This window comes from Larkinella punicea, from assembly GCF_003334855.1.
In the GTDB taxonomy this organism is placed as follows: Bacteria; Bacteroidota; Bacteroidia; order Cytophagales; family Spirosomataceae; genus Larkinella; species Larkinella punicea.
Window position 1 is genome coordinate 57,631 of sequence record NZ_QOWE01000006.1, and the last position, 13,640, is coordinate 71,270.

Consider the following 13,640-nt stretch of genomic DNA (forward strand, 5'->3'; position numbering starts at 1 on the left):
ATCATTTAATTTCAACATATTTCTCCCCCGCCCGAACCGCAACCGGAAGGCTGTTTTCGGCTGGAGGCAGTGGACAGGCATACTCGTGGTTGTAGGCGCAATACGGATTATAGGCTTCATTAAAATCGATCACCAGGCGGTTTTCCTTCACGTCGTCGGGGCTGAAATCCAGGTAGCGACCACCGCCGTAGGTTTCTTTCCCACTCGTTTGGTCTTTGAAGAGAACCGACAGCGTGTTGTCGTGTTTGAGCACCAGCAAACGGCACAACTCGTCGTTGATCGTAAAAACCGCATGGGCGTATTTTTCGTAGACTTCCTCACTGCCATCGGTCAGGGGAACCACCAGCTTCTTTTTGTCGGCGAAAGGCTCCAGCCGGGCCGCAACGCGGTAGGCTGGATCGGGGTTGAAATAGACCAGACTTTTGAATTTGGTTTTGTCGGTAAACGGCGACTCGCTGCTCGTTCGGAAGAATTCCTCTTTGTCTTTCCGCTTCTGGAGGACTTCCAGACGATAGGATTCCGGATTGGTCACCGACGGCGTGTCGGTATTCCCCGCGTCGAAAAAAGAATAGTAGATGATCGCCAGCACAATCAGAAACAGACCCACCAGCAAAAAACGATTCCGAAGCATAACAGGATAGTTTTGAACCGTGAAATTACAGATTCATAGCGTGTTTTTGCAGGAAAATTGCAGTAGTTTACCGCCAAATTGACGCGAGTAAAGGGAAAATATGGCTCAACTTTTGTTTTTGGATACGTTTGAATCCGATTCCGGAAATCTGACCGTGATTGAAAAAATTATGCCGGGATCGATCAAACGCGTTTTTTATATCTACGAAACTGAAGAAACGCTGCGGATTGGTCGGCGGTATCACCAGGCCTGGCACGCCATTCTGTGCCTGAATGGGAACTGCCGGATTCAAACGCAGAGCGGGGCGCAGTCGACCCGGTTTGTGCTGGATGATCCCCGGAAATGCCTGCTCCTGGAGCCGGAAGACTGGCATCAGATTGAGGAACTGACGAGCGGTGCTTTCCTGCTGGTGATCTCCAATGAATATGAAGACCCCGCCGACTTTGACACCGGTAGGTGAAAAGGAATTCTTCTCCTCCACATCCTGTTAGCCGTATTGAGTGCATTATCCAAGATTAAGCGTACTATGTTTACCGGAATCATTGAAGCGACCGGCGAGGTGACCGACATCACCGCCGAGGGTACCAACCTCACTTTCCATCTGCAATCCCGAATTGCCCCCGAATTGAAAGTTGACCAGAGTTTGAGCCACAACGGCGTTTGCCTGACGGTGACATCGGTGAGTGGGGACGCCTATACCGTGACGGCGGTGGAAGAAACGCTGAAGAAAACCAATCTGGGGCAGGTCAAAACCGGCGACCGGGTCAATCTGGAGCGGTGTATGCCCGCCAACGGCCGGTTCGACGGCCACATTGTTCAGGGCCACGTCGACCAAACGGGAATTGTTACCGGCATTGCCGACCAAAATGGAAGCTGGCTGTTCGATTTTCAATACCGTAACTTCTCTAATGATCCCAAAGAGAACAATATTACCGTTGAGAAAGGCTCCATTTGTATCAATGGCGTGAGTTTGACCGTTTTTAATTCGGCACCGGATTCGTTTCGGGTAGCCATCATTCCCTACACCTACGAACACACGACCTTTCGCGACCTGAAGGTGGGCGATGTGGTCAATCTGGAGTTCGATGTGGTGGGGAAATACATAAAAAAAATGCTGGGCCTGTATCAATAACCGCCCGGCAAACCGCTAATATTGTGGTTTATCCCAGCGTTCATACCTTGATTTCATGACGAAAATTAGCACCCGTACGACGACCGACCTGCTCACCCATATCGGGATTATGATCGGATTGGTGGCCGTTCTGTTTTTAGGCTTTTTCTTCCTGTATCTCCCGTTTACCACCCACCACGGCCAGACGATCACGGTTCCGGATCTGAGCCGGATGAATACGTCGGAGCTGGAGGATTTTTTAAGTGATCACGACCTCCGGTTTGAAGTGGAGGATTCTACTTATATAGCCGGTGCCGAGCCGCTGACGGTGGTTTCGCAGTATCCCAAAGCCGGTTTTAAAGTCAAAGAAGGACGGAAAATCTACATCACCATTACAACCGAAAATCCGCCGATGATTCCCATGCCCAAGCTGGTGGATCAGACGTACGTTAGCGCGCAGTATGCGCTGTCCAGCAACGGGTTACAGATGGGAAAACTGAAATACGTTCCCGACTTGGCGCAGGGTACGGTTTTGCAGCAACTCTACGAAGGAAAGGAAATTTTGCCGGGTACGCGGATTGCCAAAGGATCAAAAATCGACATTGTGGTGGGCGACGGCCTGGGCAATACTATGTTTGCCGTTCCTGACGTTGTAGGTAAACCACGCGACGAAGCCGAAATGTTAATCCGGGGGTCTAATTTGCAGGTTGGCACGATTCTTCCTGTAGAAGATCCTGAAAAAGAAGTCGGCACGGTGGTTCGCCAAAACCCGGCTGCCCGACCCGGTGCGACCATTCGCGTGGGCGATGTGATTGACCTCTGGGTGGTTGGGCCGGTCGAAAATGATGATACGCAGGAAGAATGAAGCACCTTATAGCAAGCAACAGGCGGGTTTTTTGTCATCCATCGGCTGTTGCCGGCTGGTTACGGTTGGTTAGTCATGCATGTAGTCCGGCGGTTTTCTATAGTCTGGTTTTTGCGGCTTTTGTCGGCCTGCCGACCGCTTCCGCGCAGATCCGGCTTGTCCCGATTGAATCCTTTCCAAATGCCCTCACACCCGCCAAACCGGCAACCGCCGGAGCCCGGATTCAGGCGCTGAAACTGCCTTTTTTCGACGATTTTGCTACGTCGGTCGACCGGCCTGACCCGGCACTGTGGCAACCCAGCAGCGTTTACATCAACAACACACTCCCCATCAACCACCCTTCGCTGAACGTCGCGACCTTCGACGGACTAAAAGCCAACGGGATGCCCTACGATTTTCTGGATCAGGACGCGAACGGGCCAACCGATACGCTGACGGCCAACCCGATCGATCTGGCGGGAATGTCGGCTGCGGATGCGATTTTTCTCAGTTTTTACTGGCAACGAAAAGGGCTGGGCGAACTGCCCGATGCCGAGGATTCGCTGCGGCTTCAGTTTCTGAACAATGCCGGCACCTGGGAAACCGTCTGGAGACAGGAAGGCGACACGGCCAACAATAATTTTACGCAGTCGTTCGTCGCCGTCAACCAGGCCCGGTTTCTTCACGCGGCTTTTCAGTTCCGGTTCGAGGCTTTTGGCCGGACTTCGGGCGCGTTCGATACCTGGCACCTCGATTACATTTATATGGACAAGGGCCGGTCGGCCACCAATCTGTATATCAAAGACATTGCGACCCGGCAACCGGTTTCGTCGTTTCTGAAACGGTATTCGGCCATGCCGATGAAGCAATACCGGCTAAACCCCGTGGGTGAAACCGCCGATACGATCCGAACAGACATCGTCAATCTGTTCAATAACTTCAACTTTACGACCTTCCGCACGGTTGTCAAAGACCAGCTAACGGGTACGGTTTTTCAGCAGTACCAGTCACCGTCGGAAGGAATTGCGTCGCTGAGTTCGCAGCCCAAAACCATGAAACCGCAACCACTGCCCGGTAGTTTCGCGGGAGAAAAAGCGCAGTTACAAACCCAGTTTGCGGTTCAGACCACAGACACGATTCCCGGCGTCAACCTCCGCCGGAACGACACGATCGCGTCGGCAACGGTTTTGGACAATTATTATGCCTACGACGACGGCACCGCCGAAGCCGCGATTCAGAATACGCAACGGCAAGGGCGGGTGGCCATGCGGTTTTTGCTGAACAAACCGGATGCGGTGTCTGCCCTTCAGGTCTGTTTTGCGCCGGTGAAAACGAACCTCACCGGGCAGGTGGCGGTTTTTAGCCTGTATGCCGACGACCGGGGAAGACCGGGTCGGGTACTGTATCAGAAGGCCGCCGTCATCAGTTACGCCAATTCCCGCAGCGGTTTTGTTGAAATTCCGTTCGAGTATAGCGTAGCTGTTACCGACACTTTTTACGTCGGCTGGACACAGGTGAGTGAAGACTATATTGTGGCCATCGGTTTCGACAAAAATAGCCCGTTCGGCAATCAGGTTTTTGAAGGTCGGGGATCGTCCTGGGACCCCAACAATCCGGGCGGGGTGCCGATGATCCGGCCCGTGATGGGAACCGGAAAAGATGCTCCCATCACCGGAATCGACGACGACGTGGAAGCCATAACCCAACTGCTGGTGTTTCCGAATCCCAGTTCCGGTATTTTGATCTGGAAAAACCCGGCCATTCAGCAGATTGAAATCCTCGATCTGAACGGTCGGCTGTTGGTCAATGCCCGTCCGGCACTTGGGCAAAATCAGCTAAACGTCAGTCAGTTAGCGGACGGTTTTTACCTCGTTCGGCTGTCAGACGGTAAAAAGACCGTGGTCCAGAAATTAATTGTCAGAAAGTAACCCTACTTTTGCCTTTCTGATGAATGACAAAACACGATTGACATGGACATTACCGTACAGGAACTGAAAGAACGATTAGACAAAGGCGAAAAAATCAACCTGATCGACGTTCGCGAAGAATACGAATTTGATGAAGATAACTTGGGCGGGAGACTGTATCCGCTCGGTAGTCTTCCCAGCCAGATCGACGAACTGGAAGACCTGCAAGACGAAGAAATTATTATCCACTGCCGGTCGGGAGCCCGCAGCGCCCGCGCGCAGCAGTTCCTGGAGCAGAACGGTTTTTCCAACGTCCGCAACCTGATCGGGGGCATTCTGGCGTATCGGGAAAATGAGCGGAAAGCGCAATAAGCCCAAAAGGAAATTATAAATGTAAAATATTGAATGATAAATTATAAAGGACGGCCAGTTGGGCTTTTTACTTTATCATTCATCATTCGATATTTTACATTTTTCATTAGCAAAAAATAAGATTTCTTCTTCTTCCTCCGCCCCAAACCACTGGTAATTTCCCTGATTTCGGAACCACGTCAACTGGCGTTTGGCGTAGCGCCGGGAGTTGCGTTTGAGCAATCGCTCCATTTCGGCCATGTCATACGCACCATCCAGATACCCGAAAACTTCCTTATAACCAACAGTTTGCAAAGCCGTCAAATGCCGGTAGGGCAGGAGCGAGCGCACTTCTTCGATTAAACCGCTGGCGAGCATGGCATCCATCCGGCGGTCGATGCGGTCGTAAAGCTCCGCCCGCGGACGATCCAGGGCGATGAAGACCATCTGAAACGGCCGGGGCGATGACGGACCCGCAACTTCCTGTTTTCGGAAAGACGAATAGGGTTGGCCTGAACTTAAACTGACCTCCAGCGCCCGGATCACGCGCTGCGAATTTTGCAGATCGGCGGTTTCGGCATACGTCGGGTCCAGCAGCCGGAGTTGCTGCTGCAACGGCTCCAGCCCTTCGGTTTCGAACCGATTCATGAGTTCGGCACGCAGGGCCGGATCGGCTTGCGGAACATCGTCGAGGCCAAAGCAGACCGCGTTGATGTACAGTCCCGTTCCGCCCGACAAAATCACCACGTCCTTTTTCTGAAACAGTTCATCCAGCACCGCCAGCGCTTCCCGCTCGTATTGCCCGGCACTGACCGGGCTCATAATGCTGTGGGAGTCAATGAAATGGTGCCGGACGCCCTGCATTTCTCCGGCGGTCGGTTTGGCGGTTCCGATGTTGAGTTCCTGGTACAACTGCCGCGAATCCGCCGAGACGACGTCGGTTTGCAGTACCTTCGCCAACCGGACGCACAGGCTGGTTTTTCCGACGGCGGTGGGGCCGGCAATGACAATCAATAATTTATTCGTCATGGAGTAGAAACCAATTCCCTTTTTTAGCGTCTTAAAGGAAAGCAGGCCCTGTTTGGTAGAACTGCAAAAGTCTGTACCTTTCGTCAACTATCCAACTCTTCTATGGAGTCTTCGAATACGTTATTCATTCTCATTACGCTGCTGTTGGGCGGTTTTGGCGGTGTCGCGCTCTCCAACTGGTGGCGCAAAAAAAAGGACAATCCGATCACCGACGTTCGCAAAGAGTCCACGATTTTGCTGGACCGGATCGAGAAAGTCTTTAAGGTGGTGATGGCCGAAGGGTATTTTACAGAAATTCTGAGTTATCAGGATGATAAAAAGTTTCTGTATTTCATAAATGATCCCAAAAAAGCGTTAATCATTGCGAAGGCCAAAGTGCTGGTCGGGTTCGATTTTGCAAAGATCCGGTTTCGGCAGCCGGAGTCGGGCGAGAAAAAGCTCATCATCGAATCGTTTCCTGAACCGCAGGTGCTGTCGATCGATACCGACTATAAATTTTACGACATCGATCCGGGCTATCTGAATCACTTCCGGAGCGAGGATTACACCCGGCTGCTGGACGAATCCAAACAAACGATGCTCGACCGCGCGATGGAGAGCGATTTGCCCCGGATTGCCAACAACCAGATTCAGTTTATGATGTACCAGTTGGCCGAAACGATGGGCTGGCAGCTCGAATTACCCGAAGCGGAACATCGCAAACTGACGGAACTGACGCAGCAATACGACCAACTGAAAGCTGAGCCCAAAGCGTTGCCGGGGGATATCCTGGATGAAGAAAACTAGTTAGGACTTACATCTGATAATTCTTTATACTTTCGCTTTTGCCCCGTTCTCCTAAAGGGGACTTTTTGCATCCGGTTGAAGCGGTGTCCAAGTCCCCTTTAGGGAATTTAGGGGTAAAAGCGAAAGTCCTATTAGTATGAAGACACATTTCGCTGAAAAAATGATCCGGAAGCAGGTTCACACGCTGGGCCTGCTTTTTGTTTGCCTCACCGCGTCCGCTCAATTACCCGACGATGGCGTTGCAACGTGCCAGCACACGCGCCTGAATTACTTTGGGTCGCTGGCAAAAACCAGCCGGTCGGCGCGCATTCAATACCCTGGCGATGCGAGCATCGACGTGACCTATTACAAACTCGACCTGAACATCACCTATACGCCCAATTACCTGCGCGGGGCCGCCACGATTGGCCTCACCAGCACGGGCGACAACCTGAGCCGGTTTTTCCTGGATCTGGCCAATGAAATGAAAGCTGATTCGGTGAAAACCGGTGCGCAGAAACTCGCGTTTTCGCAGGAAAACAACCAGCTTTCCATTACGCCCACCCAGCCACTGGGCAAAAATCAGAGGCTGACCGTAACGGTTTATTACCAGGGAAAACCGGGTGCAACGGGATTAGGAAGCTTTACGTTTGGTACGCATGGTTCTCAAAATCAACCCGCTATCTGGAGTCTGAGTGAGCCGTATGGTGCCCGCGACTGGTTTCCCTGTAAAGATTCCCCGGCCGACAAAGCCGATTCGTCGGATGTCTGGATTACCGCTCCGAAGCAATTTGTTTCGGTTTCCAACGGGCGGCTGGAACGGGTCATCGACAACGCCGACAGCACGCGTACGTACCGCTGGCGAAACCGCTATCCGATTGCCAACTACCTGATTTCGGTAGCGATGTCGAATTATGCGCTCTACGAACAAACCTTCCGTTCATCGCCCACGGACTCGATGCCGGTGACGCACTATCTGTACCCCGAAGCCCTCACCGACAACGTGCGAAGAACGCTGGACCAGACCACGGCCATGCTGGAGGTGTTTACGAATTACTTTGGGCCGTATCCGTTTCTCAAGGAAAAATACGGCCACGCCCAGTTTGGGTGGGGCGGAGGCATGGAGCACCAGACCATCAGCTCGATGGGGGCCTTCAACACCGATCTGATTGCGCACGAACTGGCTCATCAGTGGTTTGGCAACAAGATCACCTGCAAAACCTGGGAACACATCTGGCTCAATGAAGGCTTTGCGTCCTACGCGGAAGTGCTGTACCGGGAATCCGTCGGGGGAACACCCTTGCTTCGTTCCTACATGAATTCGTATATGCTGCTGGCCCGTCGGGCACGCGGGACGCTGTTTGTGCAGGATCTGGCCAATGTGAACAACATCTTTGATTCCAACCGGACCTATTACAAGGGCGCTACCGTCCTGCATATGCTTCGGGGCATCGTGGGCGATCAGAAATTCCGGGAGATTTTGCAGAAATATGCCGCTTCGGAGTTTGCCTACAAAGCCGCTACCACGGAGGATTTTGCCGCCATTTCGTCGCAGGTCTACGGAAAACCGCTCGACTATTTTTTCAAGCAGTGGATTTACGGCGAGAATTACCCGACCTACCGCGTGAAATGGAGCAGCGGAGCCCTGGCGGGACAAGCCAATCAATACCGGGTGAACCTGCGGCTGGAGCAAACCACCGGCACGGCCAACCCGGCTTTTTTCACGATGCCGGTGCCGGTTTTGGTGAAAACATCGGTGGGCGATACGCTGATTACCGTCGTGAACAACAGTGCCGATCAGACGTTCGAGCTTACCGTAAAAGGGCAACCGACTGAAATTCAAATTGATCCGAACAACTGGATTTTGAAGCAGGTTGAAGTAACGGAAGTTATTACGGCTTTGAACGACCCGGTTCCGGCGACGCAACTGACGGTTTTGCCCAATCCCGCCCGCGATCAGTTAACGGCCCAAATCGATGTGGCCGGGGCGTTTACGGGGCGGCTGGTGTTGACCAATTTGGCGGGGCAGGAAGTAATTACCTTATCCGACCGGCCTTTTACCAGCGGACGGCATACGGTTACCTGGCCGGTGCTCCACCTGCCGGCCGGACGCTATAACCTGACGCTGACCACCGGCGACCGGCGACTGACGAAAGCGGTTTTAATCGCTAAATAAAAGGAATTTCAAATATCAAATGATGAATGCTAAATATAAAAGTGAATAGCATCAGGCTACTTTTATATTTAGCATTCATCATTTGATATTTGAAATTAATTCCCTCCCACCAACACCGGTTTTTCCATCTCCGCTTTCATTTCCGCCGGTAATTGAAACACCTGGCCTTCCCGGTTGCAGAAATAGAGAAAAGAGGCCGACGGTTTTCGGGCGTTGCCATCGGCCCAGAAAGCGTAAAAACCGGGATGGGCTACCACGGGTCGACGGGGATAGGCGTGGTTTCGTACGCTGTTTTGCGTGACGGCTTTCACGGTTTTCCAGGACTTTCCGGCATTCCGGCTTTCCAGCAGCGAGAGTTCACCGCCCGTGCCGAACGGCTGTGGCCCGGCATCGAAGGAGCCGATGATGCGCCACGTTTTTCCTTCCACCACCAGCGACGCCATGTCGTAGTTGTGATCCGATTGCGCCACGGTGTGGATTGCCCACTGCTTGCCGGTCCAGTGGGCTACGTGCCATTCATACGGGCCGTTTTGAGGTCCCGGTTCCGGGCCTTTGCTGCTGACATACAGAATGATCGGTCGGTTGGCGGCATCGTAGTTGACATCGCTGATGTATACATTCCGGCCCAACTTCCGGTAGTCTTTCACCAGGGCGGCATTAAGCGTGTCTTTGAGGGGCAACTGAACCGGTTTTCCGTCGGCGGTATGCCAGCTTTTGCCAAAATCGTCGGTTTCCACGTAATAGACATTGGTGCGGTAGTCGAGTCCGGCACCGACTTTGGTGTTGGGGTGGTAATTAAACGCACTGCCAATCTTGCGGCCCCGCTGCCCGCTGCTTTGGTAATGGCCTTCCTCGATGGTCGCAATATCCTGCCAGGCCGACCAGGTGATGCCGTCCGGGCTGGTGATGTAGGAAATCGTTCGGCGGGGTTTCTTGGCGCCGTAGGGCAAAACGCCCCGGTCGTAATGGGTCATCAGGTTGAAAAAACCGCTACCGGGCTGGTAATACGTTTGCAGATAGGAGAAGTTGTTGAACGGAATGGTTTGGCCATTTTCATCGCGACGCGTGGCTTCCATCCGGTCGAAGGCGCTGATGTCATACGGTTTCCGGCTCCGGTGAATAAACGACGGGCGTTCGGTGCCGTGCGAGGTGGAGAAAAGCCAGATATACCCCTGACTATCCAATTGAATAACCGGGTTGTCGTGTGCATCGCCGGTTTGTTTGTTCAGCACCAGCGTGGGGCGCGACACCATGCCGGTTTTGTGATCGAAGAAACCGACCATGTGGCATAACTCCCGCGAACTGGAGTCGGTGACGCCCCCGTAACAGAAAAACGTCCGCCCGACCGCCGGGGCATAGACCGAAAACGGGTAATGATTGGCCGGATAGGTTCCCAAACCGCCACTGTATTTGTACACATAGTCGTTTTTGGTGTCGCCGATAAAATACCAGATGCCCCGGTAGCCGGATGCCTTCCGGTTGAGGGTTTCGACCTGAGCGTAAACGGAAATGGAAGCCAGAAAACTGGTGATAATCAATATACTACGGAACATCATGGGGTTAAGCGGTTTTGAGCAGTCCTTCATCTTTCGGTACCACCAGAATTACTTCTTCTTTTTCTACTTTCACCTGACCGGCCGCCAGCCCTTTGGGTTTTCGGACGAATTTTTTGGGTGTGTAAATAACCGGGCAAAGCGAATCCGTCCGGCGTTTGGAATACCAGGCTGCCAGTTCAGCCGCCCGTTCGATGACGGTTTTCGGAAAAGTCTTTCCGGCTTTGTATTTAATGACGACGTGCGAACCCGACACGTCGCGGGCGTGCAGCCACAAATCGTCTTTGTAGGCGTATTGCTGCGTCAGCAGATCATTGTTTTTCGAATTGCGGCCAATCAGAATGACATACCCTTCGTGCATCACCTGTTTGAACAGAGGGGCGGTTCCATCGGCGGCTTTTTCTTCTTTGATCGGATTCTTTTTCAGGTATTTCCGCAACTCCCGCAGCGATTCCACCGGCTGAATCAGTTCGATTTGTTTCTGAAGTTGCTGAACTTCCAACTCCCGGTTTTCGATTTGTTCCTGAAGAATACCGGTTTCAATTTTCTCGTTTTTCGCTTTCCGGTAATAGTGTTCGGCATTTTTCTGCGGACTTAGGTCGGTTTTGAGCTTGATCTTAATCGGTTTGTTCCGGTAAAAATCTTCCAGTTCTACCACCTCCGGCGAACGCGCCCCCGGACTTTCAGGAATCTGGTGCAGATTGGCCATCAAGATGTTCGCAACTTCCTCATTCTTAACCGATTCGTCCAGGCTAATGAGTCGTTGCAGGTTGGCGTCGATGGACGCTTTGGTGCGTTTCAGTCGCTTTTCCAATAACCGGAGGGCTTCGCCTTTCTCGCGTTCCAGCGTATTTTGACCCATGAAGCTGGCGAAAAACCGGTTGCTGGCTTCGAGCGGATCGGTAAATTCCTGCCGGATCGGTTCGCCGTACAGCATCAGTGAAAGCGCCGGTTTGTGTTGGAAGGTCGTGAGGTAAAAGCGCGGTTGTTCCAGTTGCCGAACGGTTTCCTGAATCAACGCCCACTTCCCGCTTTCGTCTTTCTCTTTAATGCCTTTTTCCTCCAGATACGCATTGACAAGTTTCCCGAAGGTCGGAAACAACTTCCGGTGGTCGAAACCGCTTTGTTCGTAAGCTTCCCACGATTGATTGAGCGGTCGGTCGAGAGCCGACAGAACGAGTTGGGTGTCGGCCGCCAGTTTGTTGTTGAACAGGTCGATCACCGCATCGTCCGAAAAGATCAGCAGATTGGGGCGGTTTCCGAAGAATTTGAACAGCAGCGTAAAACCGCCTTCCAGCGTAATAGCCAGACAGCGTTCGTTCAGAAACGAGCGGACATCGATCACCGGCTGGTCATACAAATTCTCGAACAGATCGACGCTGTTGATGCGGGCGCGCTGAATGGTTTCGGGAAACAGCAGGCCCGAAAAATCGGGTCGGAGGGTGGCTTTGATGAAAAACGGGCGGTAAAAATTGACTTTCCCCCGGGCGTGAGCAAACACCAGCACCAGTTCGTCCCGATCCTGACTGAAACATTCCATGAGTTTCAGTCCGATCAACTGCGGTTTCAGGGCAGGAGCAAGCTGACGGAGAAAATAGTAATTGGTGTGCATAGGATGCAAAAGTACCGCTCCAAACAATTTTCCCTACTACCTGTTCAATTCTTATTACCAAATTATCTGTACTCATGGCACACAACAAAACCACGAACCTCCCCGGTTCGAACGACAAGCAGCCCGGTTCCGATAATAACCGGAATTACAACGCCCGCGATACATCGGGCCAAACGCCGAACATGGAGAAATCCCGGTCAAATCGGGACAAAACCAAGCAGGAGCCTGAAGAAGACCACACTGGCAAAACGAAAGCCGAATTGCAGGAGGAGCGTGGAGGACATGGACACAGCGGTCATAGTAAGTCCCGGAGCGGAAGTGATTCAGGAAATTAAAAGAAATATCGAATAACGAACACTGAATAACGAATATTGAATAGCGAAGTAGGATAATTCACTTCATTATTTCGATATTCGTTATTCAATGTTCAGTATTCGATATTTCTTTATACTTTCCTAACCTTGTTATGGTTGACCTTCGAGCGATCCGTCAGGAACTCAATCAGGAATTAAAAGACATTCTGGCCTATTGGCAGAAATACGGCCCTGATCCGATTGCGGGGTATTATGGCCAGGTCAATTACCAGAACGTGCCGAAAACCGATGCCGCCAAAGGCATTGTGCTGAACAGCCGCATCATGTGGACGTTTGCCGCTGCCGCCCGGCACATGCAGCATGACGAATACCTGCCCTACGCCGAACGAGCCTACAACTACATCGAAAAATATTTTCGGGATAAGGAACACGGCGGGGTATACTGGGCCGTCGACTACAAAGGCGAGCCGCTGCAAACCTTCAAGCAACAATATGGTCAGGCGTTTGCGATCTACGGATTGAGCGAATACTACCGGGCCACCAAACACCAGTCCGCCCTGGATTTTGCCAAAGATATTTACGGACGCATGATCAAACACGCCTACGATCCCAAACGGGGCGGTTTTTACGAGTCGATGACCCGCGACTGGTCGGGCATGGCCGACGACTACGTAATCAGCAAAAAAGACAATCACGAAAGCAAAACCATGAATACGCACCTCCACATTCTGGAGGCATTCACCAACCTCTACCGCGCCTGGCCGGACAAGGGTCTGAACCAGCACATTCACGGATTGATCGGCAATTTTGAGAAATACATCGTCGATCCGAAAACGTACCGGATGAATCTGTTCATGGACGATGACTGGAAGGTCCGGAAAACCGCCATTTCCTACGGCCACGACATCGAAGCATCCTGGCTGCTGGTCGAATCGGCCGAAGCCCTACACGACGAAGCGTTAATCAAACGCATCAAGGCGCTTTCCGTGAAAATGGCGCGGGCGGCTGCCACCGGCCTGGAAGCCGACGGCGGGATGAACTACGAATATGATCCCAAAGAAAACCATGTGAACCGCGAACGCTCGTGGTGGGTCATGGCCGAAGCGATGGTCGGTTTTATGAATGCGTATCAGCTAACCAAGGAGCAGCAGTTTCTGGATAAGTCGCTGAAAAACTGGGAGTTTATTAAAACCTATATGCTCGACAAGAAGAACGGCGAGTGGTATAGCGGCATCGATGAAAACCACAAAATACTGGGAAATACCAAAATTAGTATGTGGAAATGCCCGTATCACAACGGCCGGGCGTGCATCGAAATGGTGGACCGGTTGGGGTAAAAAAGAGGGG

General features: G+C 52.2%; 13 protein-coding genes. 9 read left to right on the plus strand and 4 right to left on the minus strand.

Translation table 11 applies throughout. The features are described from left to right. Position 1: 1 nt before the first annotated feature. Positions 2-631, minus strand: a complete 630-nt coding sequence (locus DUE52_RS08565) for a DUF1684 domain-containing protein (protein WP_114405582.1) — start codon at positions 629-631, stop codon at positions 2-4. Positions 632-731: 100 nt separating this feature from the next. Between DUE52_RS08565 and DUE52_RS08570 the strand changes: the two genes are divergently transcribed. The 5 genes from DUE52_RS08570 (at position 732) to DUE52_RS08590 (ending at position 4,865) form a co-directional block, all read left to right on the plus strand. Then, the gene (locus DUE52_RS08570) at positions 732-1,091 is read left to right on the plus strand and encodes a sugar 3,4-ketoisomerase (protein ID WP_114405583.1); all 360 of its coding nucleotides are present in this window, start codon (positions 732-734) and stop codon (positions 1,089-1,091) included. Between the two features lie 66 nt (positions 1,092-1,157). Further along, complete coding sequence (locus DUE52_RS08575; protein ID WP_114405584.1) at positions 1,158-1,763, plus strand: riboflavin synthase; 606 nt, start codon at positions 1,158-1,160, stop codon at positions 1,761-1,763. 55 nt (positions 1,764-1,818) lie between these two features. Then, positions 1,819-2,607: a PASTA domain-containing protein gene (locus DUE52_RS08580; protein ID WP_114405585.1), complete on the plus strand. Its 789-nt coding sequence runs from the start codon at positions 1,819-1,821 to the stop codon at positions 2,605-2,607. Continuing rightward, positions 2,604-4,514: a T9SS type A sorting domain-containing protein gene (locus tag DUE52_RS08585; protein WP_114405586.1), complete on the plus strand. Its 1,911-nt coding sequence runs from the start codon at positions 2,604-2,606 to the stop codon at positions 4,512-4,514. Before DUE52_RS08580 ends, DUE52_RS08585 begins: the two co-directional genes overlap by 4 nt. Positions 4,515-4,556: 42 nt before the next feature. After that, positions 4,557-4,865 (plus strand): rhodanese-like domain-containing protein, encoded by a 309-nt coding sequence (locus DUE52_RS08590; RefSeq protein WP_114405587.1) that lies wholly within the window; start codon positions 4,557-4,559, stop codon positions 4,863-4,865. Between the two features lie 75 nt (positions 4,866-4,940). On the opposite strand, the gene miaA is transcribed toward DUE52_RS08590, so the two are convergent. Beyond that, on the minus strand, positions 4,941-5,873 hold the full coding sequence (gene miaA, locus DUE52_RS08595) for a tRNA (adenosine(37)-N6)-dimethylallyltransferase MiaA (RefSeq protein ID WP_114405588.1): 933 nt from the start codon (positions 5,871-5,873) through the stop codon (positions 4,941-4,943). Between the two features lie 102 nt (positions 5,874-5,975). On the opposite strand from miaA, the gene DUE52_RS08600 reads away from it, so the two are divergent. Beyond that, the gene (locus DUE52_RS08600) at positions 5,976-6,659 is read left to right on the plus strand and encodes a DUF4230 domain-containing protein (RefSeq protein WP_114405589.1); all 684 of its coding nucleotides are present in this window, start codon (positions 5,976-5,978) and stop codon (positions 6,657-6,659) included. Positions 6,660-6,795: 136 nt separating this feature from the next. Further along, complete coding sequence (locus DUE52_RS08605; protein WP_229312111.1) at positions 6,796-8,814, plus strand: M1 family metallopeptidase; 2,019 nt, start codon at positions 6,796-6,798, stop codon at positions 8,812-8,814. A 95-nt stretch (positions 8,815-8,909) separates the two neighbouring features. On the opposite strand, the gene DUE52_RS08610 is transcribed toward DUE52_RS08605, so the two are convergent. Together DUE52_RS08610 and DUE52_RS08615 are read right to left on the minus strand one after the other, a co-directional pair. Next, positions 8,910-10,370, minus strand: coding sequence for a BNR-4 repeat-containing protein (locus DUE52_RS08610; RefSeq protein ID WP_222930263.1), 1,461 nt, complete (start codon positions 10,368-10,370; stop codon positions 8,910-8,912). Positions 10,371-10,374: 4 nt separating this feature from the next. Then, positions 10,375-11,979 carry an NFACT RNA binding domain-containing protein gene (locus DUE52_RS08615; RefSeq protein ID WP_114405591.1) on the minus strand — a complete coding sequence of 535 codons (1,605 nt, stop codon included), beginning with the start codon at positions 11,977-11,979 and terminating at the stop codon, positions 10,375-10,377. Positions 11,980-12,053: 74 nt separating this feature from the next. Here DUE52_RS08615 and DUE52_RS08620 point away from each other — a divergent pair, with 74 nt between their 5' ends. Then, positions 12,054-12,314, plus strand: coding sequence for a hypothetical protein (locus DUE52_RS08620; RefSeq protein ID WP_114405592.1), 261 nt, complete (start codon positions 12,054-12,056; stop codon positions 12,312-12,314). Between the two features lie 131 nt (positions 12,315-12,445). Continuing rightward, a complete protein-coding gene (locus DUE52_RS08625; RefSeq protein WP_114405593.1) occupies positions 12,446-13,630 on the plus strand; it encodes an AGE family epimerase/isomerase in 1,185 nt (394 codons plus the stop codon). Positions 13,631-13,640: the final 10 nt, after the last annotated feature.

Bases quoted from the DNA above. Each gene is read 5' to 3' on its own strand.
- DUE52_RS08625 (WP_114405593.1), top strand. From the start codon at position 12,446: ATGGTTGACCTTCGAGCGATCCGTCAGGAACTCAATCAGGAATTAAAA.
- DUE52_RS08575 (WP_114405584.1), top strand. From the start codon at position 1,158: ATGTTTACCGGAATCATTGAAGCGACCGGCGAGGTGACCGACATCACC.
- DUE52_RS08580 (WP_114405585.1), top strand. From the start codon at position 1,819: ATGACGAAAATTAGCACCCGTACGACGACCGACCTGCTCACCCATATC.
- DUE52_RS08610 (WP_222930263.1), bottom strand. From the start codon at position 10,370: ATGATGTTCCGTAGTATATTGATTATCACCAGTTTTCTGGCTTCCATT.
- DUE52_RS08620 (WP_114405592.1), top strand. From the start codon at position 12,054: ATGGCACACAACAAAACCACGAACCTCCCCGGTTCGAACGACAAGCAG.
- DUE52_RS08615 (WP_114405591.1), bottom strand. From the start codon at position 11,979: ATGCACACCAATTACTATTTTCTCCGTCAGCTTGCTCCTGCCCTGAAA.
- DUE52_RS08605 (WP_229312111.1), top strand. From the start codon at position 6,796: ATGAAGACACATTTCGCTGAAAAAATGATCCGGAAGCAGGTTCACACG.
- DUE52_RS08590 (WP_114405587.1), top strand. From the start codon at position 4,557: ATGGACATTACCGTACAGGAACTGAAAGAACGATTAGACAAAGGCGAA.
- miaA (WP_114405588.1), bottom strand. From the start codon at position 5,873: ATGACGAATAAATTATTGATTGTCATTGCCGGCCCCACCGCCGTCGGA.
- DUE52_RS08585 (WP_114405586.1), top strand. From the start codon at position 2,604: ATGAAGCACCTTATAGCAAGCAACAGGCGGGTTTTTTGTCATCCATCG.
- DUE52_RS08600 (WP_114405589.1), top strand. From the start codon at position 5,976: ATGGAGTCTTCGAATACGTTATTCATTCTCATTACGCTGCTGTTGGGC.
- DUE52_RS08565 (WP_114405582.1), bottom strand. From the start codon at position 631: ATGCTTCGGAATCGTTTTTTGCTGGTGGGTCTGTTTCTGATTGTGCTG.
- DUE52_RS08570 (WP_114405583.1), top strand. From the start codon at position 732: ATGGCTCAACTTTTGTTTTTGGATACGTTTGAATCCGATTCCGGAAAT.